Here is a 21,865-nt window from a genome sequence, read left to right on the forward strand (position 1 = left end):
CCCAGTGGCTCAGCCGACCGTGAGGACGATCGCGCCGGAGTAGGCGCCTCCTGCCTCGATGGCCGTCTGCGTGCCGTCGACCGTCATGGTCACTGACTTGCCGCTCGCCGCCCGCACCGCCGCGTCGGCGGCGAGCGTCAGCCTGGTCAGGTGGGAGGTGCCGGTCACGGTCCAGGTCGAGCCGCTGCTCAGCTGGACGATCACGCCGTTGTTGACGGCGGCCTTGACGGTGTTGGTGACCTGGCCCAGCTCGTAGAAGTTCGAGGAGTCGATCGTGTCGACGCGGTGCTTGGCCTCCGTGGCCGAGATGACGCCCTGCACGGTCGAGTCCTCGAAGGTGAGGACCATGTTCCTGCCCGCGCGCATGCCGTTGTAGAAGTCGCCCGCCAGCGCGATGGAGGTGAAGGTGGCGGCGCCGTCGGCCGTGTGGACCGAGGTCGGGTCGAAGGAGGTGTCCTTGGCGGGGTCGCCCGTGGGTTCGGTGTAGACGCCGACGTTCATCATCTTGCCGTCGACGTTCACCGGGCCCGGGTCGTCGCTATCGATCATCTGCAGGATGATCCCGTTGCCGGGGTTGAGCTGCGCGCCCTGCGAACCGTCCACCGTGATCGAGGTCTGCTGGCCCTTGTTGAGGAAGGTGGTCTGCGCGGAGGTGATGACCGTGCCGCCGTCCAGCTTCAGGGTGCCGGGGCCGAAGAACATGAAGCCGAAATGGCCCGAGTTGACGACCGTGATCCGCGCCGGGACAGCCGCCAGTTCGGCCTTGGTCAGGCCGAGACCGAGCGAGGAGTTGAGCGCCGCGACGGCTTCCCGGGTGCTGTCGCCGTAGTGGATCGAGGCGGCCGGGCCCGCGCAGATGGTGGCGTAGCTGCCGACGTCGAACTGCGAGCCGAGCACGCGGACGGTGGCGTCCCCGATGGCGTAGGTGCCGTAGCCGTACGTTCCCGTGTTGCCGACGCTGCTGTTGATCGCCGTCAGCTGGAGCCCGCTGCCGCCCTCCACCGACAGGGCTCCCCAGGTCTCCGACTGCACGGTCGAGTTGATGTACGTCGCCTTGGTGCCGGCGCCGATGAGGTTGGTGGCGCGGACATTGCCGTCGAGGCCCAGCATCCACGGCACGGACTCCATGTACGGGGTCTCCACGGTCGCCTGGTAGTCGGCGGGAAGCGTGCCGTTGCGGGCCCGCAGGCGGGAGTTCTTCACGATGACGTTGGCGCCGTCGTCCGCGACGACCGTCGTGCGGACCACGCCCTTGTTGGTGATCCTGGCGCCGTCCACGACGAGTGTCGTGGCGGAACCGGTACCGACGACCGCGGCGCCGTATCCCGCGAAGTCGCAACGCCCGTTGCCCGTGAGGGAGATGGCGGGGCTCTTGAGCGTGTAGGTGCCGTTCTTCACGAAGACACCGTCGAAGCACTCGCCGGTGGAGGTGATCGCGACGTTGCGGGCGAGGGTGTCGGTGAGCGTGCCGCCGACGACGCCGGACAGGACGGACCTGGCGCGGTCCACGCCGTCGGCGCCCACGTAAAGGGCCTGCCGGAAGGGGAAGGTGAGGGTCTGGTACGTGACCGCGTTGGCCTCCGCCACCGTGAGCACGATGTCGCCCTGGTAGGTGCCGGCGGAGATCAGCGTCTCGGTTCCGCCCGTCTCGGTGAGGAGCTGTCCGGTCTCGACCCCGTCGACGGTGAGGGTGACGCTGTACCCGTCGGGCGCGGTGACCTTTCCGCCTTCGGCTATGGACAGCTCGCTCACGCGCGTGGTCGCCGAGAGCGCGTACGTCTCGCCGGCCCCCACGGAGATCTTGTCCGCCCTGGTCGTCTTCGCCGTGGGTCCCGCGGCCAGGGCGGGGGCCGCCGAAGCGAGCACGGCTCCGGCCGTGGCCGTACCGGCGATCAGGAACGAACGTCGGGTGATCAGCGTCATTGCATGCCTTCCCAGAGATCGAGTGCGCCGTCGCGCAGCGTGACCGGCCGACCGTCGGACTCATGGGGGCGACAGCTCGGGCGGAGGCACCAAAGGTGCGCGTGAGAAAGTCAATCAGCCCTGTGTACAAGGGAGTAGCCACCTTGTGGACACATACCGGAGGGCGATGTCTCGGATCGCGCGGCCCGCTTCATGGCGGTCACACAGTGTGTTCACAGACGGGTCGGCGGGGACCGCATGCCGGTGCGGCGGACGACCTGGGACCGTCCGCCGGACCGTGCTCGCCGCGCCCGGGACTACGCCGGTGCGACCATCCCGGCCGACAGGTCGATGTCCGCCCCGCACAGCCCCGGCATCGCGAGCATCGCCACCAGCGCCCGGGCGACCTCGTCCTCCTCCACGAGCCGGCCCAGGGCGGCGCGCGAGGCGAAGTCCCGCTCGGCGGCCTCGACGCTCGTCCCGGTCAGCTCGGCCGTCAGCCGGAAGTTGCGGGCCATGCGCGGGCCCCGAACCGGCCCGGGGGAAAGGGAGTTGACCGCGACGCCATGCGGCCCGACCTCGCCCGCCAGCGTCCGGGTCAGACCGAGGAGCGCCATCTTGGAGGCGGTGTACGGGGTGCGGTTCAGCAGCGGCCGCTTCCCGCTCACGGAGGCGATGTTGACGATGTCACCGCCGCCGACCGCGATCATGGGCGGCAGGAAGGCCCGGCACATCAGGTACGCCCCGCGGACGTTGACGGCGAACACCTCGTCCCACTCCTCGGGTTCCATGTCGGTGAGCGGCCGTACCGGTCCCGCGACTCCGGCGTTGTTGACGAGCAACGACACCTCCTCGTCGGCGAGTTCCAGGGCCAGGGCGCGCACCGACTCCGGGTCGCGGACGTCACACGCCGCCGTTCGGGCCCCTCCGCCCTCCTTGGCCACCAGCGCCGCGGCGTCGGCGAGAGCCCGCTCGCCGCGGCCGACGAGGATCACCCGTGCCCCGGCTCCCGCCAGGGCGAGCGCGAAGGCCCGCCCCAGCGGTCCGCCGCCGCCCGTGATCAGCGCCGTACGTCCGTGGAGGGTCATGCCTCGTTCCACGGCAGTTCGTCGCCCGCCGCCTTCGCCGCCCGTACGTCACCGGAGCGGGCGTGCCCCTCGAACAGCTCGACGCGGGAGGCGCGCCCGCACAGCCGGCCGAGCAGGGCCCCCGAGCCGGAGTCCGTGACCTCCTGGTAGGTGACCGTCTTGAGGTACTTCCCGACCCACAGGCCGCCGGTGTAGCGGGCGGCACCCCGGGTCGGCAGCACATGGTTCGTGCCGATGACCTTGTCGCCGAAGGACACACAGGTGCCCTCGCCCAGGAAGAGCGCGCCGTACTGCGTCATCCTGCGCAGGGCCTCGCGCGGCTCGGCGGTCAGGACCTCGACGTGCTCGAAGGCGAACGCGTCGGCGAGCGTGTACAGCTCGTCGAGGGAGTCCACGACGTGCACCTGCCCGTGGTCGCGCCAGGCGGGCCCGGCGAAGTCGCGCGTGGGCATGCCGGGGAGGAGTCGCTCGACCTCGGCGACGGTCTTCTCGGCGACCTCGCGGGAGGTGGTGATCAGAACGGCCGGGGAGTCGGGTCCGTGCTCGGCCTGGGAGAGCAGGTCGACGGCGCACACGAAGGGGTCGGCGGCGCTGTCGGCGAGGACCAGGATCTCCGTCGGGCCCGCGAAGAGGTCGATGCCGATCTCGCCGAACAGCTGCCGCTTGGCCTCGGCGACATAGGCGTTGCCCGGCCCGGCGATCAGGTTCACCGGCTCCATCGTGTCCGTGCCGACGGCCATCGCGGCGACGGCCTGCACCCCGCCCAGCAGCCAGATCTCGTCCGCGCCCGCGAGATGCGCGGCGGCGACGGTGGCCGCGGGGATCTCGCCGTGGATCGGGGGCGTACAGGCGACGACCCGCGGCACGCCCGCGACCTTCGCCGTGACGATGGTCATGTGCGCGGACGCGGTGAGCGGGTAACGGCCACCGGGGATGTACGCGCCTGCCGCCCGCACCGGGATGTGCTTCTGCCCGAGCCTGACGCCCGGCAGGGTCTCCACCTCGAACTCGCCCATCGAGTCGAGCTGGTGGCGGGCGAAGGAGCGCACCTGGTCGTGGACGAAGCGGATGTCGTCGATGACCTGCCGCGGGACCGAGGCGACGATCTTCTCGATCTCCTCGGCGGAGAGCCGGAAGGAGTCGGGGCTCCACCGGTCGAACTTCTCGGAGTACGCGCGCACGGCCGCGTCGCCGCGCTCGCGGACGTCCGCGATGACGCCCGCCACGGTCTCGCGCACCTGGTCGAGAGAGGTGGTGACCTCCGCCCCCGGTACGGCGTGCTTCAGGATCGTTGCCACAACTGGGCCTTTCTGCGGGTGGTTGACGGCGGTCGACGGCTACACGGGGGGTGCGACGAACAGCACGTCGGGATCGTTGAACTGCTCCTTGGCGACCGACTCGCTCATCGGGTCGGCGGTGCCCCACTGGTCCTGGGTGATCGGATCGTCCACGTCGTGGCGGCCCGGGTGCCACAGGTCCTCCTCCAGGACGGCGAGTTCGGTCGTGTACTCGACCGTGTTGCCGTGCGGGTCGTGAAAGTAGGAGAAGGTGTTGTCGCCCGCGAGATGGCGGCCCGGCCCCCAGGTGAGCCGCGTCCCGGCGCGCAGCGCCCGCCCCGTACCCCGCATGTACTCCTCCACCCCGCGCATCTCGAACGAGGCGTGGTGCAGGGAGACATGGGGTCCGCGTGCAATGGCGAAGGAGTGGTGGAGCGGGCTGCACCGCAGGAAGTACATGAGGTCGCCCATGTGCGCCGAGTACAGGGTGTCGGTGAGCCGGAAGCCGAGGTGCCGGACGTAGAAGTCCTTCAGCCCCTCCGGGTCCTGCGAGTTGACCACGCAGTGCGAGAGGCGCACCGGGATCGCCTCGCGCTCCTCGATCCTGCGGTGCGCACGCGTCTCGACATCGGCCGACACCTCCACGACCCGGCCGTCCGGGTCGAAGAAACGGAAGCCGTAGCCGCCCCCCGGAGTGTCCAAAGCCCCCGGCTCACCGATGAGTTGGACTCCGGAACGCCCGAGTCGCAGATGCAGCTCGTCCACGGCGGCCGGTGAGACGGCGCCGAAGGCGACCAGGTCCATCCGCTTCCGCTCGTCCTCGCGGATACGGACGATGTACTGCTCGGGGCTCCCCTCGGCGGCGAAGAAGGCGATCCCGCTGTCGCCGGCGACCTCGGTCAGACCCCAGGTGGCGCCGTAGAAGGCGCGCTGCCGTGCGAAGTCCGGTACGGCCAGGTCGACATGGCGGAGATGGGTGATGGGCTGGAAGGTGCTGGTCACTGTCCGCTCCTGACGGTGTTGCGCTGGTGGCCGAGGCCCGTGATCTCCGCCTCCATGACGTCTCCGGGCTCGAGGAAGACACCCCAGTGCGCGCCGTTGCCCGCCGGGGAACCGGTGAGCAGCAGATCGCCGGGGCGCAGCGTGGTGGTTGTGGAGACGTAGGCGATGAGCCGGGGAATGTCGAAGATCATGTCCTTGGTGGACTCGTCCTGGCGCACGATCCCGTTGTGGCGCAGGGTGATCCGGACGTCCGCGTCTTCGGTGGGGTTGCCGACGAAGGCGGCCGGTACGAGGAAGGGGCCGGTCGGCAGGAAGGTGTCGGCGTTCTTGGCGGTGAACCAGTCGGTGCCGATCGCCTTGAGGTCGGGCCGGTAGAGCCGGTCGCGGGTGGTGAGGTCGTTGCAGATGGTGTAGGCGGCGACGTACGACATCGCGTCCTCGGCGGGGATGTGTTTGCCCGTCCTGCCGATGACGAGGGCGAGTTCGAGTTCCCAGTCGTGCTGCTCACCGAGCGCGGGCAGCACGATGTCGTCGTACGGGCCGCAGATCGCGCGGGGCGAGCCGAGGAAGACGTAGGGGACGCCGCTGCGGATCCGCTCGTCCATCATCCGCTCGGCGTCCGCGCGGGCCTCCTCGGGCGTGGCGCCGTGCACGCTCTCCTTCTCGGCGGCGACCAGGTCGACCACGTGCTTGCGGTAGTTGGCGCCGCTCTGCAGGACCTGGCCGGGCTCGATGGGGGCGAGGACGCGCAGGTCGGCGAGGCCGTGCCAGGCGCCGGCGCTCTCCTGGGCAAGGCCGGCCAGGCGTGGGAAGAGGGCCTCCCAGTCCTCGATGACCGCGCGCACGGACGGGGCCGCGTCGGACAGGTCACGTACCCGGGGCCCGACGACCAGGCCCGGGAAGACCCGGGAGCCGTACCCGAAGGTGCCGAGGGCGAACGGCCCGGTGTGGGAGGGAATTCGGTCGGGCACAGGCTGTCTCCTCGTACGGCGGATGGCTTGCCGTCGACGCTAGGCAGCGCGGGGGCGGGGCGGAAATGGCGATCCGCGATGCCTGCCATCAGGGGGCCGGAGGCCGTGTGATCAGCGGCCCATCGTCGTACGGGATGGATGACGTCCCCCTTGCCGATGCCTCGATCCGTTGACCCTGCAACGACCCTCCGAGCAGGCTCGGAGCACCATCGGACCTGAGGAGCGAGTGTGATCGTCGAGCATGCCGAACTGACCGTGGAAGCCGGTCGTGAGCGGGTTTTCGAGGCCGTCTTCGACAAGGCCCGCGAGGTGCTCGCCGAGGCGGACGGGTTCCGCTGGACCGAGCTGCTGCGCTGCGAGGAGCACCCTGACCGCTATCTGCTGCTGGTCGGCTGGACGTCCGTGGAGGCGCACGCGGTCGGCTTCCGCAGCTCCGAGCGCTTCCAGCGGTGGCGCGCCCTGGTCGGGCCGTTCTTCGCCGCGCCGCCCGCCGTCGAGCACTACCGCACGCTCGGCGGCCGCTTCACCGCCTGACCGCACCCCACCGCACCCCTGTTCTTCTTCTACGTTCGCAAGGATCGCCCATGCCCGTACACAAGGTGCTCGTCGTCGGCGGCGGCATCACCGGTAGCGTGCTGTCCCTCGCGCTCGCCCAGCGGGGCGCCGAGGTCGAGCTCGCCGAGATATCGCCCCAGTGGTTCGGTGTGGGCCACGGCATCACCGTCCAGGGCAACGCGCTCAAGGCGCTGCGCTCGGTGGGCGTGCTCGACCGGGTGCTCGCCCGGGCCGTCCCCTTCGACGTGATGCGGCTGCGCCGGGCCGACGGCGGACTGCTCGCCGAGCTGCGCACCCCGCACACCGGCGGTGCCGAACTGCCGTCGACGGCGGGCGCGCTGCGCTCGGACCTTCAGGACGCGCTGTGCGACGCGGTCCGCGCGCAGGGGGTGCGTGTCCGGCTCGCGCTGAGTGTGGCGAAGCTCGACCAGTCCCCCGGCCATGTGGACGTCACGTTCACCGACGGCACCAGCGGCCGCTATGACCTCGTGGTCGGCGCCGACGGCATCAACTCGCGGATGCGGCAGCTGATCGGCATCACCACCGGGCCCCGCCCGGTGGGTATGTCGATCTTCCGGGTGGTCGCGCAGCGGCCGCCCGAGATGGACTGCGCGGAGGTGTACTACGGCGGTCCGCGCTACAAGGCCGGCTACAGCCCGATCTCGTCCGACCAGTGCTACGCCTACCTGCTCGACGAGAACCTCGACGCCTCGCTGATCGGTCCGCGCGCCCCGCTGTCGCTGCTGCGTGAGCGCGGCGCCGGGTACGGCGGCACCTGGGGCAGGATCCTCGCCTCGCTGCCGGAGGACACCCCGGTCGACTACCGGTGGATCGAGGCGATCCTCGTCGACGAGCCCTGGTACCGGGGCCGTACGGTGATCATCGGGGACGCCGCGCACGCCTGCCCGCCGCTGATCGCGCAGGGCGCCGCGATGTGCGCCGAGGACGCGGTCGTGCTCGCGGAACTCGTCACCGGCGGGGCGCCGCTGGACGAGGCGCTCGACACGTTCATGGCGCGCCGGCTGCCCCGGGTGCGGGTGGTGCTGGAGAACTCGCTGCGGCTCGCCGACTGGGAGATCCACCCGCAGACGCCCGGCGCGGACCCCGGCCGGATCATGTCGGAGACCCTGGACTATCTGACGGCCGCCGCATGAACGTTCCCGTCGTGGACTTCCACGGTCACCTCGCCGTCCCCGCCGCCGACGCGCTGTGCGCGGGCACACCCGGCCTGGCCGCCGAGCTGGCCGCCGAACAGCGGGCGCACTCCCCCACGTCACTGGCGGTCAACCGCGCCCAACTTCAGCGTGTCGCAACGAAGTTGACGGACGTCACGACCAGGCTCGCCGACCTGGACGCGATGGGGGTCGACCTCCAGGTGGTCGGCCCGATGCCGATGCACCACTACTGGGCGGACGCGGATCTCGCCGTACGCCTGGCGCGCACGGTCAACGAAGCCGTGGCGGCGCACTGCGCGGTGGCGCCGGAGCGGCTGTACGGGCTGGGCACGGTCCCGCTCCAGCATCCCGGCCTCGCGGTCGCGCTCCTCGACAAGGCGGTCACGGAGTACGGCCTGTACGGGATCAGCGTGTCCACGACCGTGGACGGCCGGGAACTCGCGGACCCCGCGCACGATCCGGTGTGGCAGCGGGCCGAGGAGCTCGGCGCGGTCGTCTTCGTGCACCCCTGGGGCTGCTCGCTCGGGGAACGGCTGGCCACGCACTACCTCGGCAACACGGTCGGGCAGCCCCTCGAGACGACGGTCGCGCTCTCGCACCTCATCTTCACCGGTGTCCTGGACCGCTTCCCGCGCCTCAAGCTCGTCGCCGCGCACGGCGGGGGTTATCTGCCGACGTACATCGGCCGTTCCGATCACGCCTGGCACATGCGCGAGGACGCGCGGGGCTGCGCGCGGCCGCCGAGCGCGTATCTGCGGCGCATGTGGTTCGACGCGCTCGTCTACACCCCGGGCGGACTGCGCCATCTGGTCGAGGAGGTCGGCGCGGACCGGGTCGTCCTCGGCACCGATCACCCCTTCGACATGGGCGTCGAGGACCCGGTGGCCCGGCTGGACGCCGCCGGGCTGTCCCCGGCCGGCCGTGCCGCCGTCGCCGGGGGCAACGCTCTCGGCCTGCTGCAGAAAGGACGTACTCGATGAGCCTGGGTCCGATTGAGGAAGAGCTCGCCAAGGCCCGTTCCGCCTACCGGAACTGGGGCCGGTGGGGTGAGGACGACGTGCTGGGGACGCTCAATTTCATCGACGACGCGATACGGGCGCACGCGGCGGGCCTGGTCCGGCGGGGCCGGTCGTTCTCGCTCTCCCAGGAGTTCAACGAGAGGGGCCCGCAGCGCGGTTTCCGTGGCCGGATCAACCCCGTGCACTACATGAAGGACACCGGTTCGGACGCGGCTGCCGGGACGCAGGGCTTCCCGCACGGATTCGGGGGCGCCGACGACCATGTCGTGATGCCGCTCCAGGCCTCCACCCAGTGGGACGGCCTCGGCCACATCTACGACAACAAGCAGGCCTGGAACGGCCGTCCGTGCACCATCGTCAACGGCGACGGGGACTCGGTCACCGGCATCGAGCACATGAAGGACGCCTTCACCGGGCGCGGGGTCCTGCTCGACGTGGGCCGCGCGGTCGGCGACGAACACGGCGAACTCCCGGACGGTTTCGCGATCCTGGAGGAGCATCTGCGCGCCACGATCGAGGCGCAGGGCGCCACCTCGTCCGTACGGCGCGGCGATCTGGTCCTCATCAGGACAGGGCAGTTGGGGCGGGTACGGCGACTCGGCGCGTGGGGCGGGTACGCCGCCGGGGACGCCCCGGGACTCTCCTTCACCACGCTCGGCTGGCTGCACCGTACGGAGATCGCCGCGATCGCCTCCGACACCTGGGGACTCGAAGTACGCCCGTACGAGTTCGCCCAGCCGGCGATGTCCCCGCTGCACCAGATCGCGATCCCCAACATGGGCCTTCCGCTGGGTGAGATGTGGGACCTGGAGGAGCTGGCCGAGGACTGCGCCGCCGACGGTGTCCACGAGTTCCTGCTGATCGCGGCTCCGCTGCCGGTCACCGGCGCGGTGGGCGCCCCTGTCAATCCGATCGCGATCAAGTGAGTACGCGCGTGCACATCGACCGTTTCTCAGGCACCCTCCACTTCCCCGGCGACGAGGACTTCGAGGAGGCGTGTTTCGGCCGGGTCTTCAACGCCCGCCGCCCGTCGGACCGTACCCCGGCCGCCGTGCTGATGGCCGGGTCCGAACAGGACGTCGTCGACGGCGTACGACTCGCCTTGGAGCGGGGCTGGCAGGTCGCCGTCCGTTCCGGCGGGCACAGCTGGGCCGCCTGGTCGGTGCGCGAGGACGCGCTGCTGATCGACCTCGGGGGCCTGCGCGAGATGGCGTACGACCCGCGGACCGGGATCGTGACGGCGAGCCCCGGCATCAAGGGCGGCGACGAACTCAACCCGTATCTCGGAGAGTTCGGGCGCTTCTTCAACGGCGGGCACTGTCCCTCCGTCGGCATCGGCGGCTTTCTGCTCCAGGGCGGACAGGGCTGGAACGCGCGCGGCTGGGGCTGGGCGGCCGAGAACGTCGTCGCGATCGACGTCGTCACCGCCGAGGGCGAGCTGGTGCGTGCGGACGAGGCGCACCACGGCGATCTGTTCTGGGCGGCGCGCGGCGCGGGCCCTGGCTTCTTCGGGGTCGTCACCCGCTTCCATCTGCGCACCCGCCCGCTGCCGAAGCATCTGGCGCACACCGTCCACGCGTACCCGCTGGACCTGTTCGACGAGGTCATGACCTGGCTGCACGGTATGCACCACACCGTCTGCGACCTGGTCGAGATCGTCGCCCTGACACAGACGCCGCCCGCCGGGGACGGTCCGGTGCTGCTGGTCACGGGCGTGTCGATGACCGACACCGCCGAGGAGGCCGCCGAGGCGCTGGCCCCGCTGCACGCCAACCCGTACGCGGACCGGGCGCTGCTGCGGATCGAGGCGCGGCCGACGACCCTCGCCGAGCAGCTTCAGGGCCAGCGCCTCGCCAACCCCGAGGGGCACCGCTATCTCGTCGACAACGCCTGGCTGACCGGGTCGGCCGCCGAGGTCGTGCCGGCGATCCGCAAGGCGTTCACCGAGCAGCCGACCCGGCAGACCTTCACCATCTGGTTCTCGATGGCCCCGCTGCGTGAACTCCCGGACATGGCCTTCTCGTTGCAGTCCGAGATCTACTGCGCCACCTATGTCATCCACGACGATCCCGGACGCGACGCCGAGCTGCGCGGCTGGCTCGGCGAGGCGATGGCGGCGATGCGGCCGGTGACCGTCGGCCAGTACCTCGGGGACTGCGACTTCACCGTGCGGCAGCTGAGGTTCATGGGGGACCCGCAGTGGGAGCGGCTTCGGGAGATCCGGGCGGCTCGCGACCCGAAGGGCCTCTTCGTGGGCCATCTGAGCGCCGGGACCGTCACCAACACCAACGACTGGGAGCGATAGGGCATGCGGTTCACGACATACGCGTACGAGGGGGTGGAACGCGCCGGGGTCGTGCGGGACGGGGTCATCCATCCGCTGCCGCCCGGCACGACCGTCCTGTCGCTCGTCGAGCAGGAGGCGCTGCATGCCGCGGGCGGCGAAGCGCTCTCCATCGAAAGTGACTTGACGGTGGATCAGGTACGGCTGCTTCCCCCGCTGAAGCCGCCGTCCATCCGGGACTTCGTCGGTTTCGAGGCGCACATCGAGGGGGTCGCCAAGTCGCTGGACGGTCTGGAGCAGGTGCCCGAGGAGTGGTACCGGGCGCCGAACTTCTACTTCACCAACCCGCACGCGGCCTACGGCGCGCACGACGACGTTCCGGTACCCGCGGGCTGCTCGGTGCTCGACTTCGAGCTGGAGGTGGGCGCGGTCGTCGGCCGCGCGGGCCGGGACCTCACGCCCGAGCGGGCCCGCGAGCACATCGTCGGCTATCTCGTCTTCAACGACTGGTCGGCGCGCGATCTGCAGAAACCGGAGAAGAACCTCGGTCTCGGCTTCTCCAAGGGCAAGGACTTCGCGAACACCCTCGGCCCGTATCTGGTCACGGCCGACGAGGTGGCGGACCGGCGCGACCCGGACGGCTTCCTCGACCTGGAGATGACGGTCACCCTGAACGGCGAGCTGATCGGCCGCGACACCCTCGCCAACGTCTCCTGGACCTTCGAGGAGATGGTCGCCTACGCCACCCGTGACACCTGGGTGCGCCCCGGCGACATCCTCGGCTCGGGCACCTGCGGCTGGGGGGCGCTCGCGGAGTTCTGGGGACGCGTCGGGGAACGGACGCCGCCGCCCCTGAAGCCCGGCGACGAGGTGACGCTCACCGTGGAGCGCCTCGGCAGCGTCTCCAACCGGATCGTCCCCGGGCGCAGGGACGTGTATCTGCCGCGGGCTCGCAAACGCGGCCGGACGCCCCGGCCGTAACCTTCCGTACCCCTTTCGACCTGCACACATCCAGGGATCCGATGGCAGCCATCGGATCCCTGTGAGTTGCCTCCGGGCCCTTCCTCGGCGGGAACCCGGTCGTTACGCTCCCGTTTCACCGAGCTTCAACGACGCGGCCGGAAGGAGACACACATGGGTCTCGGAGCGATCGACCTGAATCTCCTGGTGGCGCTGGAAGCCCTCCTGGAGGAGAAGAACGTCACCCACGCGGGGGTGCGGCTGTCCACCAGCCAGTCCGCGATGAGCGGCTCGCTGGCCCGGCTGCGGCGGCACTTCAACGACGAGCTGCTGGTGCGGGTGGGCCGCGAGTACGAGCTGACGCCGCTGGCCGAGCGCCTGCTGCCGGTCGTCCAGGCCTCCCTGCACAAGGCCGAGGAGGCGCTCTCGCTGACCCGGCACTTCGAGCCCGCACGCAGCCGGCAACGCTTCTCGGTGGTGATGTCGGACTATGTGATGACGGTGTTCGTGGAGCCGCTGCTGCGGGCCATCGCGCAGGAGGCGCCGGGCGTCCGCATCGACTTCCACCCCATCGTGGACGGGCAGTTGGAGACGGAGACCCATCTGCGCTGCCACGACCTGATGATCGTGCCGCTCGGTTACCAGCTGCCGGGCGTCAGCGAGACCGTGATGCACGACCGGTTCGTGTGTCTCGTCGACCCCGACAACCCGCGGCTGGTGGACGGGCGGCTCGCCCTGCGCGACCTGGCGGAGATGCCGCACGCCGCGTGCGGCATCGGCAAACTCACACCGGCCGACCGCCAGCTGGAGACCCTCGGCATCACGCCCAGGGTGCAGGTCAGTACGCCAGGCTTCAACGTGCTGCCGTTCCTGGTGAGCGGCACCGACCTGGTCGCACTGGTGCCCGAGCGGCTCGCCCGGCGCTACGAGGGCTTCGCCCGCTGTGCCGTCGTACCGACGCCGTTCCCGGACGTGCCGCTCGTGGAGGCCATGTACTGGCACCACAACCGGCACGCGGATCCCGCGCACCGGTGGCTGCGGGAGAAGGTCCGCAAGGTGGGCGCGTCACTGGACGATCCCGCGCCCGCGGAGATCGTCGACGCGGATGCCAGCCATGGCGAACGCGCGTTTCCGGAGCTGGCCCCGGCTTCCTAGCGTGGGGAGCGAACCCCCGCCCCCTTGGAGGAAGCCGTGAGCCGTACGCGCCTGGCCGGTCGTACCGTCGTCGTCACCGGAGCCGCACAGGGCCAGGGAGCCGTGGAGGTGGCCGCGGCTGCCCACGCGGGGGCCTCGGTGGTCGCCACGGACGTCCTCGACGAGCCCGGCGAGAAGCTCGCCGCCGCCCTGCGCGCCGACGGCCTCGACGTGCGCTACCGCCACCTGGACGTGTCGTCCCCGGACGACTGGGCGGCCCTGGCGGCCTCCCTGGAGGCCGTGCACGGGCTCGTCAACAACGCCGGGATCCCCATGCGGGCCCGCCTCGGCGCGGTCGAACTCGCCGACTGGAACCGGGCGTTCGCGGTGAACACCACCGGCCCGATGCTCGGCGTCCAGGCCCTCGCCCCGCTGATGCCCCCCGGGTCCTCGATCGTGAACGTCGGCTCGGTGGCCGGTCTCACCGCCCATCACGCGGTCGCGTACACGGCGAGCAAGTGGGCGCTGCGGGGCCTGTCGAAGGTGGCCGCGCTGGAACTGGCGCCGCGCGGTATCCGTACGAACGTGATCCACCCCGGTTATATCGAGACGCCCCTGATGGCGACGGCCAATCCGGTCTTCACGCGGGCGCACCTCTCGATGACTCCGCAGGGCCGCCCGGGCAGTTGCGAGGAGGTCGCTCCGCTGGTCGTGTATCTGCTCTCCGACGAGTCGTCCTACGTGAACGGCGCCGAGATCACCGTGGACGGCGGCTACTCCGCGCACGGCGGCGTGAAGGCGATCACGAACGCGCTCGACTCGGTGTGACCACCCGGCCCGGGGACGGTCGCAGCGGACGGGTCCTACGCCGATCGGCACTCCGCGAGCCGCTTCTCCAGAAAGCGCCGCTCGGCGGCGTTCTCCACGAGCTCCAGCGCCCGGCCGTACGCCTCGGCCGCCTCCGCCGGGCGTCCCATGCGGCGCAGCAGATCCGCGCGGGTGGCGGGCAGCAGGTGGTAGCCGTCCAGCTCGCCCTCCCGCTCCAGCTCCGCGACGAGCGCCAGCCCCGCTTCCGGGCCCTGGGACATGCCTACCGCCACCGCACGGTTGAGCCGCACCACGGCGGAGGGCACCAGGCGCGCCAGTTCCCCGTACAGCGCGGCGATGTCGGCCCAGTCCGTGTCCCCGGCCGTCGCGGCGGTGGTGTGGCAGGCGGCGATGGCGGCCTGGATCTGGTAGGGCCCCGGGCGTCCGCGGCGCAGGGCGCTCTCCAGGAGGGCGGCGCCCTCGTCGACGGCGGCCTTGTCCCAGGCCGTACGGTCCTGGTCCTCCAGCGTCACCAGTTCGCCGGCCGCGTCCACCCGGGTGGCGCGCCGGGCGTCGTGCAGCAGCAGGAGGGCGAGCAGACCGACGACCTCGGGTTCGTCGGGCATCAGACGGGCCAGGACCCGGGCGAGCCGGACGGCCTCCGCGCAGAGGTTCGTCCGCACCAGGTCGGCGCCGGACGTGGCGGCGTACCCCTCGTTGAAGAGCAGGTAAACCACGCCTAGGACGCCGGTGGTGCGTTCGGGCAGCAGATGCGCGGGCGGTACGCGGTAGGGGATGCCGGCGTTGCGGATCTTCCGTTTGGCCCGCACGAGGCGCTGCGCCATGGTCGCCTCGGGCACCAGGAAGGCGTGGGCGATCTCAGGGGTGGTGAGCCCGGCGAGGGTGCGCAGGGTCAGTGCCACCCGGGCCTCGATGGGGAGCGCCGGGTGGCAGCAGGTGAAGATGAGGCGCAGCCGGTCGTCCCGGACGCCGCTGTCGTCGCCGTCGTACTCCGGGTCGCTGGGCCCCTCGTCCCGTGCCAGCACCGCCGCCTCCCGCAGTTTCTGAGCCCCCACCGCCTCGCGGCGCAGCACGTCCAGGGCCCGGTGGCGTGCGGTCGTCGTCAGCCAGGCGCCGGGGCGGCGGGGCACTCCGTCGTGCCGCCACCGGTCCAGGGCCTGGGCGAAGGCGTCCTGGGCGCACTCCTCGGCGAGGTCCCAGTCGCCGGTCACCCGGATCAGGGTGGCGACGACCTGGCCCCATTCCTCGCGGAAGGCGGCGGCGACCGCCGCCTCCACGTCTCCGATGTCGTTCACTCCCAGACCGGCCGCACCTCGACCGAGCCGCCGGCCAGCGCCGCCGGATGCCGGGACGCGAGCGCGATGGCCTCGTCGAGGTCGGCGACCTCGATGAGGTCGAAGCCGGCCACGTACTCCTTGGACTCCACGAACGGCCCGTCGCTGAGCAGGACTTCGTCGCCCTGGACACGGACGGTGGTGGCGTCGGTGGAGGGCCGCAGCCGTGCGCCGCCCTTGACGATGTCGCGGCTTCGGACCTCGTCGATGTAAGAGATGAAGCGGGGGTCGTCGGCGATCTGCGCGGGGCTCAGCTCCTCGCCGCCGATGGGGGTGCAGATGAACAGGACGTACTTCATGACCGGACCTCCTCGATGCCCGCGTCGAACGGGACCGACGCGTGCTCGTGGGCGATCTGCCAGCGGTCTCCCACGGCTCGGTAGCCGGTCGTCACGCGCACCGTGCTGTCCAGCGGCTCCCCCGTGGTGAACGTGCCCCGGATCCGGACGAGCCCGTGGCTGAAGGCGACGCTCTCGTCGACGCGGAGACGGAAGGCGAGCACCTCGCGGCGCACGGGCCCGGTCACGGTGGAGTAGAACCATTCCTGGGCCTTGCGGAGAGCGTCGGTTCCGCTTTCCTCCAAGCCGCTCATCGGGTGGAACACCTCCGTGTCCGGCGTGTAGCAGGCCAGCCACCGGTCGACGTCCCGCTCACGGAAGGCCGCGGTCAGCTCGTCGTCGAGTCGGCGGATCTCCCCCTCGGCGTCCTCGTCCTCCCAGAACGCGCGCACCTCCATGGCCCCGATGGATGCCACAGGGTGCTTGGCGGCCGCCTCGATGGCCTCTTGCATGCTGTCGCACTCGAGGATGTCGTATCCGGCGACGTACTCCTTCGTCTCCGCGAACGGCCCGTCGGTGCGCAGCACCTCGCCGCCGCGCACCCGTACGGTGACGGCGTCCGAGGGCAGCCGCAGGCGGTGGCCGTGCAGACGGACACCGCTTTCGCCGAGTTCGTCGACCCACGGTTCCACGGGCGCCATGCCCGACGCGTCGGCGGTGTCGTCGCCGCAGACCAGCAGCATGTACTTCATGGTTCCTCCCGGTGCTCATGAACTTCCTACACCCCACCGACGAACGGGACCGCGCCGAATCGACACCCTGGTCACACGAAGAGGCCGGGACCCGGGTCCCGGCCTCTTCGTGAAGATCCGCGCTACGCGGTGGCCGTCCGCACCGACGTCTCGCCGCCGGCGCCGGCGCCGACCGCCGCTCGGGCGGTGTTCTTGCGCACCAGCAGCAGGGTGACCAGCGCGCCGAGCAGGGAGGCGCAGCCGCAGATCACCACGCCGAGGGCCATGCCGTGGCCGAGCGCGGTCCGCGCGGCGGCCCTGGCGCTGTCGCTGCCCGCGTTGACCACGGCGAGCGGGCCCGCGGCGGCTTCCATGCCGGCGTCCGCGCCGCCCAGCTTGCCCACCAGGGCGGAGGACGCGGCGCTCATCGCGACGGTGCTGATGACGGCGGGGCCCAGGCCCTGGCCGAACTCGCGGACCAGGCTGGTGGCGCCGCTGGCCATGCCGGTCATGTGGATCGGTACGGCGTTCACGGCGGCCGAGGTCAGTGAGGAGACGACGCAGATGAAGCCGATGCCGAGCAGCAGCACCGGGCCGATGAAGGCGGCGAGGGAGGTCGTGGTGATGGGCAGCGCGGCGATCCAGAACTGTCCCGCGGCCATCGGCAGCAGTCCCCCCATCAGGAGCCAGCGGGCGTCGACGCGGGTGAGCATCCTGCTGAGCACCGGTGCCAGGAGCAGCGGGATCAGCTGGAGGATCACGAACGGCATGCTGGCGCGCAGTGCGCTCAGATGCATCACGGCGCCGAGGCGGATGGAGACGCAGTACGCGGTGCCGATGAAGCCGAACATGCCGGCCAGGGCGACGACGGCCGCCGCGGCGAAGGACGGGATCCTCAGCAGGTCCAGGTTGAACATGGGCGAGGCGGCGCGGGTCTCGGCGACGACGAAGCCGACGAGGGCCACCGCCGCGAGGGCCAGCGAGCCGACGATGGCCGCGCTGCCCCAGCCGCGGTCGCCGCCCTCGATGATGCCCCAGAGCAGGGCGGTGAGGCCGACGGCGATGGTGATCTGGCCCGGCCAGTCCAGGGCGCGGCCCTCGGGGGCCTTGGAGTCGGTGACCAGTTTCCAGCAGGCGACCGCGACCGCAAGGCCGAGGACGACGGGCGGCACGAACGCCCAGCGGAAGTCGGCGACCGTGGCGAGCACCCCGGAGGACAGCGGTCCCACGGCGGAGGCGAGGGAGATGCTGAGTGCCCAGGTGGAGACCGCCTTGGCACGGTCCTTCCCGTCCGGGGTGGCGGCCGCGATGACCGCGAGGGAACTGGGGAAGAGCGCCGCGGCACCGATACCGGCCAGCGCCTGCCCGGTCCACATCATGGTGATGTTCTGGGAGGTGGCGTTGAGGAGTTCGCCGAGCGCCAGGACGAGTCCGCCGAGCACCAGCAGGCGTTTACGGCCGAAGAGGTCTCCGACCACACCGAAATTCAGTTCAAGAATGGCGGTGGGGAGAATAAAGGCGGACGTGACCCAGGCGACCTGGGAACCGGACGCCCCGAAGGCGGCCTGGATTTCCCCATTGATGGGGGACGGAACGGTAATGCACAGTTGCGCGGCGGCGACTGCGAGACAGCAGGCTATGAGTGTTCCGAGGTCCAGTTTCTTCAAAGAGGTCGTGGAGATCGAATCCGTCATCGTGCGTGCCCTCACTCTGCGTTTTTCTCTATGAGTTCGATGAGATTTCCCTCGGGGTCGGTGACCCAGGCCATGCGAATACCGGGTTCGGGGGAAGGACCCGGTTTCATGGCCTCGCCCGCTCCGTGCGCCACCAAGGCCGCGTAGACGGGGTCGAGTTCCGGGGTGGTGACCGCGAAGTGCCCGTATCCCTCGGTGAGGGCGGCGGTCAGCGGGTCCGGGGCCCGCAGCCCCGGCGCGGATCCGGGCCTGGCGAGGAGTTCGATCCGCCAGCCGTGCGGATGTTCCAGGACGACGGCGCTCAGACCGGGTCCTTCGAGGGTGAACGCGAAGACGGTCCTGAGTCCGAACGCCCCCTGGTACCAGCTGGTCTGGGCGGGCAGATCGCGTACGTTGACGCCCACGTGGTCGAGTCGGACGGTCACCGGCGCTCAGCCGGCCATCGCGCTGTCGCCACCGTCGACCATCAGGTTGGCGCCGTTGACGAACGCCGCCTCGTCGGAGCAGAGGAAGGCGGCGGCGCGCGCGATGTCCTCGGGCTCTCCCACCCGGCCCACCGGGATCCGCGCCTCCAGCTGCGCCTTCGGTCCGTCGGGGTCGTCGAGGAAGGGCGCGGTCGCGGAGGTGCGGGTCATGCCGGGGGCGATGGTGTTGACCCGGATGTGGTGCGGGGCGCCGGCCGCGCACAGGTGCTTGCTCATCGCCAGCACCCCGCCCTTGGCGGCGCCGTGCGGGACCATCGGCATGAAGGGGGCGCCCCGGACGGCGGCCACCGAGGCGACGTTGAGGACGGCTCCGCCGCCGCGGGCGATCAGGTGCGGCCAGGCGGCCTGCGTACAGAAGTAGGGGATGTCGAGCTCGTTCTTGATGGTGAAGTACCAGTCCTCGGCCGGCATGGTCGCGAACGGCCCGTTCCGCAGTGCGGAGGCGTTGTTGTAGAGGATGTCGATCCCGCCGAGGGCCTCGATCCCCGCGTCGATCCACTCATGGGCGCCCGCCTCGGTGGAGAGGTCCACCGGGGCGAGGGACCGCATGACACCGCCGGCCTTCCGGACGAGTTCCACCGTTTCCGCGGCGGCGTCGGCATCGAGGTCGCAGCCGAATACGGTGGCGCCTTCCGCGGCGAATACCTGGGCCGCGGCACGCCCTATTCCGGCCCCCGTTCCGCTGATGAAAGCGATTTTTCCGGCCAGTCGACCCATGATTGCCATGTCCCTTGTCCAGTGCCGCCGGTGTGCGGTGCTGGCAGCGTAGGGACGGCCATTGCGCAGAACAAGAAAAGGGTCGGCTCAGGGGCATCGCGGTGTCGTATGGCTGGTATGCGGCGCGGTGTCGTACGGCGGTGTGCGCGCGGTCAGCCGCGGGAGGTGCCGAGCCGTACCGGAAGTGCCCGCACGCCGTTGCCGACGAAACTGGAGTGCCGGGAGAGTTCCGCCTCCGTCACGGCGAGGTCGAGGTCGGGGAAGCGGGTGAACAACTGCTCCAGGGCGATGGTCGCCTCCATGCGTGCCAGCGGGGCACCGAGGCAGTAATGGGCGCCGTGCCCGAGGGAGAGGTGGCGGGCGGCGCCGGGCCTGCCGGGCCGCGTCACGTCGAAGCGGTCGGCGTCCGGGCCATGCACGGACGGGTCGCGCCCCGCCGCCGAGTAACCCGCAAGCACGGGCGTCCCCTTGGGGATCACCGTGCCGTCGACGGTCAGGTCCCGCACCGGATAGCGGAAGGGGAAGTAGCTGACGGGCGCGTCCCAGCGCAGGGTCTCCTCGACCACGTCCGCCCAGCCCACCCCGCCCTCGCCCTTCATGACCAGCTCCAGCTGGTCGCGATGGCCGCAGAGCGCCCGTACGGCGTTGGTGAGGAGGTTGAGTGTGGTCTCGTGCCCCGCGATGATCATCAGTACCAGGGTGCCGATCAGCTCCTCCTGGCTGAGCCGGTCGCCCTCCTCGTCCCGGGCGGCGATCAGCGCGCTGGTGAGGTCGTCGCCCGGCCGCTCGCCCCGCGCGAGGGCCACGGTGGCGAGCACGGCGACGAGTTCACGGTTGGCCGCCAGGGCCTTCTCGGGGCCGATGTCGGTGGCGACCACCTGGCTCGACAGGTGGTGCAGCCGGTCGCGGTGCTCCGCGTCCACCCCGAGCAGTTCCCCGATGACCCCCATGGGCAACGGCATCGCGAAGTGCCGCCGCAGATCGGCCACTGAGCCGTCCCGCTCGGCCGCGGCTTGGAGGTCGTCGAGCAGTCCTGCCGTCAACTCCTCTATCCGGGGCCGGAGTTCCTCGACCCGGCGCGCGGTGAACGCCTTGCTCACGAGCGACCGCAGCCGCCGGTGGTCCTCGCCGTCCGCGGTCGTCATCCCGCGTACGGTCGCGAAGGTCGCGAGCGGCCACCCCGGCGCTATCCGCCCCTCCCGCAGCTCGGTGAAGTGCTCGGCGCCCTTGGCGACTTCGGGATGCGCGAGGAACTCCTTCAACGCCTCGTGCCCGAGCACCGCCATGCCCTCCACCTCGCCGGGCAGCACCACCGCCGCGACGGCGTTCCGCTCGAGCAGCCGCGCGTTGTCGGCGTGCGGGCAGCCACCGGCCGGGTCCATGCGGTGCGGCGTGACGGGAGAGGTGTCCACCGGAGGTCTCCTTGTGGGGGTCGGAAGTCGGGCGCGGGCGCCGTGAGCCGGTACGACGAAGGATTCTGCCCGCTCGATCCCGTGGCCGACAGCGATGGCGTACGCGCCGATCCGCGGTTCTTCCCCCGGATCCGCCGCCGTCCACGGTTGGATGGTTCCATGACCGACGAGCACGAGCGGATGATGCGGGCCAACCAGGCCAACTGGGACGCGCGGACGCCCGTCCATCTCGCCAGCCGGTTCTACGGCCTTGGCGAGAATCTCGACCCGGCGCGCTGGTTCGCCGCCTTCGAGTGGGAGGACCTCGGTGACCTGGCCGGCCTCGACGTACTGCATCTCCAGTGCCACCTCGGCACCGAGACGATCGCCTTCGCCGAGCGCGGCGCGCGGACCGTCGGCCTGGACATCTCCGAGGCGTCCGTGACGGCCGCGGCCGACATCGCGGCACGGGCGGGCGCCGACGTGACGTACGTACGGGCCAATGTGTACGACGCCGTCGAAGCCCTGGACGGGCGGCGGTTCGACGTGATCTACACCGGCAAGGGCGCCCTGTGCTATCTGCCCGACCTGGACCGCTGGGCCGCCGTCATCGCTCAACTGCTGCGGGAGGGAGGGAGGTTGTACATCGCCGAGTTCCATCCGCTGTTCAACGCGCTGGGCCCCAAGCCCGCTGAGGGCGAGGGCACCGAACTGCTGCTGCGCCACGACTACCTGGGCGGCCGGGACGCCGTGCACCGGAACGCGACCTACACGTACACCGACGGACCGGCCGTCGAGGGCGCGACCGACAGTTACGAGTGGATGCACGGAATGGACGAGGTCGTCAACGCGTTGACGAGAGCGGGACTGGGTATCCGCCGGCTCCGGGAGAGCGACGAGCTTCCCTGGCCACGCTGGCCGCAGATGGTCCGTACGCCGTCCGGCTGGTGGCGCCTGCCGGAGGGGGAGCCGCGCATTCCGCTGCTGTACGGCCTCCTGGCGAGCCGTTGAGAGTCAGATCACAGCCGTTCCGCCGCAAG

Annotated in this window: 21 protein-coding genes; 9 read left to right on the forward strand and 12 right to left on the reverse strand. The window is 71.0% G+C overall.

Features of this window, described 5'->3' with window-relative positions; translation table 11 throughout:
• Positions 1–9: 9 nt before the first annotated feature.
• The 5 genes from ACZ69M_RS05945 to ACZ69M_RS05965 form a co-directional block, all read right to left on the reverse strand.
• Positions 10–1,923: a hypothetical protein gene (locus ACZ69M_RS05945; protein WP_470047013.1), complete on the reverse strand. Its 1,914-nt coding sequence runs from the start codon at positions 1,921–1,923 to the stop codon at positions 10–12.
• Between the two features lie 296 nt (positions 1,924–2,219).
• Positions 2,220–2,990, reverse strand: coding sequence for an SDR family NAD(P)-dependent oxidoreductase (locus tag ACZ69M_RS05950; RefSeq protein ID WP_470047015.1), 771 nt, complete (start codon positions 2,988–2,990; stop codon positions 2,220–2,222).
• A complete protein-coding gene (hisD, locus tag ACZ69M_RS05955) occupies positions 2,987–4,288 on the reverse strand; it encodes a histidinol dehydrogenase (protein ID WP_470047017.1) in 1,302 nt (433 codons plus the stop codon). Before hisD ends, ACZ69M_RS05950 begins: the two co-directional genes overlap by 4 nt.
• A gap of 39 nt (positions 4,289–4,327) precedes the next feature.
• Complete coding sequence (locus ACZ69M_RS05960) at positions 4,328–5,269, reverse strand: VOC family protein (RefSeq protein WP_470047019.1); 942 nt, start codon at positions 5,267–5,269, stop codon at positions 4,328–4,330.
• Positions 5,266–6,240: a fumarylacetoacetate hydrolase family protein gene (locus ACZ69M_RS05965; RefSeq protein WP_470047020.1), complete on the reverse strand. Its 975-nt coding sequence runs from the start codon at positions 6,238–6,240 to the stop codon at positions 5,266–5,268. The genes ACZ69M_RS05960 and ACZ69M_RS05965 overlap by 4 nt, the downstream gene beginning before the upstream one ends.
• A gap of 228 nt (positions 6,241–6,468) precedes the next feature.
• Here ACZ69M_RS05965 and ACZ69M_RS05970 point away from each other — a divergent pair, with 228 nt between their 5' ends.
• The 8 genes from ACZ69M_RS05970 (at position 6,469) to ACZ69M_RS06005 (ending at position 14,195) form a co-directional block, all read left to right on the forward strand.
• Positions 6,469–6,774: an antibiotic biosynthesis monooxygenase family protein gene (locus ACZ69M_RS05970; protein WP_470047022.1), complete on the forward strand. Its 306-nt coding sequence runs from the start codon at positions 6,469–6,471 to the stop codon at positions 6,772–6,774.
• A 50-nt stretch (positions 6,775–6,824) separates the two neighbouring features.
• A complete protein-coding gene (locus ACZ69M_RS05975; RefSeq protein ID WP_470047024.1) occupies positions 6,825–7,949 on the forward strand; it encodes an FAD-dependent monooxygenase in 1,125 nt (374 codons plus the stop codon).
• Complete coding sequence (locus ACZ69M_RS05980) at positions 7,946–8,950, forward strand: amidohydrolase family protein (RefSeq protein WP_470047026.1); 1,005 nt, start codon at positions 7,946–7,948, stop codon at positions 8,948–8,950. Before ACZ69M_RS05975 ends, ACZ69M_RS05980 begins: the two co-directional genes overlap by 4 nt.
• Complete coding sequence (locus ACZ69M_RS05985) at positions 8,947–9,915, forward strand: cyclase family protein (RefSeq protein WP_054233297.1); 969 nt, start codon at positions 8,947–8,949, stop codon at positions 9,913–9,915. Before ACZ69M_RS05980 ends, ACZ69M_RS05985 begins: the two co-directional genes overlap by 4 nt.
• Positions 9,916–9,923: 8 nt before the next feature.
• Positions 9,924–11,294: an FAD-binding oxidoreductase gene (locus ACZ69M_RS05990; RefSeq protein WP_470047539.1), complete on the forward strand. Its 1,371-nt coding sequence runs from the start codon at positions 9,924–9,926 to the stop codon at positions 11,292–11,294.
• A gap of 3 nt (positions 11,295–11,297) precedes the next feature.
• A complete protein-coding gene (locus tag ACZ69M_RS05995; RefSeq protein WP_470047028.1) occupies positions 11,298–12,254 on the forward strand; it encodes a fumarylacetoacetate hydrolase family protein in 957 nt (318 codons plus the stop codon).
• A 153-nt stretch (positions 12,255–12,407) separates the two neighbouring features.
• A complete protein-coding gene (locus tag ACZ69M_RS06000; protein WP_470047030.1) occupies positions 12,408–13,388 on the forward strand; it encodes a LysR family transcriptional regulator in 981 nt (326 codons plus the stop codon).
• A gap of 36 nt (positions 13,389–13,424) precedes the next feature.
• Positions 13,425–14,195: an SDR family NAD(P)-dependent oxidoreductase gene (locus ACZ69M_RS06005; protein ID WP_470047031.1), complete on the forward strand. Its 771-nt coding sequence runs from the start codon at positions 13,425–13,427 to the stop codon at positions 14,193–14,195.
• Positions 14,196–14,230: 35 nt separating this feature from the next.
• Here the strand turns inward: ACZ69M_RS06005 and ACZ69M_RS06010 are convergent, their stop codons facing one another.
• The 7 genes from ACZ69M_RS06010 to ACZ69M_RS06040 form a co-directional block, all read right to left on the reverse strand.
• The gene (locus ACZ69M_RS06010; protein ID WP_470047541.1) at positions 14,231–15,481 is read right to left on the reverse strand and encodes an RNA polymerase sigma factor; all 1,251 of its coding nucleotides are present in this window, start codon (positions 15,479–15,481) and stop codon (positions 14,231–14,233) included.
• A 5-nt stretch (positions 15,482–15,486) separates the two neighbouring features.
• Positions 15,487–15,828, reverse strand: coding sequence for a YciI family protein (locus tag ACZ69M_RS06015; RefSeq protein WP_470047033.1), 342 nt, complete (start codon positions 15,826–15,828; stop codon positions 15,487–15,489).
• Entirely contained in the window at positions 15,825–16,559 is a 735-nt protein-coding gene (locus ACZ69M_RS06020; RefSeq protein WP_470047035.1) for a nuclear transport factor 2 family protein, read from the reverse strand. The genes ACZ69M_RS06015 and ACZ69M_RS06020 overlap by 4 nt, the downstream gene beginning before the upstream one ends.
• Before the next feature lie 122 nt (positions 16,560–16,681).
• Entirely contained in the window at positions 16,682–18,232 is a 1,551-nt protein-coding gene (locus ACZ69M_RS06025; protein WP_470047036.1) for an MFS transporter, read from the reverse strand.
• Between the two features lie 11 nt (positions 18,233–18,243).
• Complete coding sequence (locus ACZ69M_RS06030; protein WP_352045439.1) at positions 18,244–18,657, reverse strand: VOC family protein; 414 nt, start codon at positions 18,655–18,657, stop codon at positions 18,244–18,246.
• Between the two features lie 6 nt (positions 18,658–18,663).
• Positions 18,664–19,443, reverse strand: coding sequence for an SDR family NAD(P)-dependent oxidoreductase (locus ACZ69M_RS06035; RefSeq protein ID WP_470047038.1), 780 nt, complete (start codon positions 19,441–19,443; stop codon positions 18,664–18,666).
• A gap of 143 nt (positions 19,444–19,586) precedes the next feature.
• Positions 19,587–20,846: a cytochrome P450 family protein gene (locus ACZ69M_RS06040; protein ID WP_470047040.1), complete on the reverse strand. Its 1,260-nt coding sequence runs from the start codon at positions 20,844–20,846 to the stop codon at positions 19,587–19,589.
• A 159-nt stretch (positions 20,847–21,005) separates the two neighbouring features.
• On the opposite strand from ACZ69M_RS06040, the gene ACZ69M_RS06045 reads away from it, so the two are divergent.
• On the forward strand, positions 21,006–21,836 hold the full coding sequence (locus ACZ69M_RS06045) for a class I SAM-dependent methyltransferase (RefSeq protein WP_470047042.1): 831 nt from the start codon (positions 21,006–21,008) through the stop codon (positions 21,834–21,836).
• The last annotated feature ends 29 nt before the right edge of the window (positions 21,837–21,865 follow it).

Source organism: Streptomyces sp. NPDC107454, from assembly GCF_055582885.1.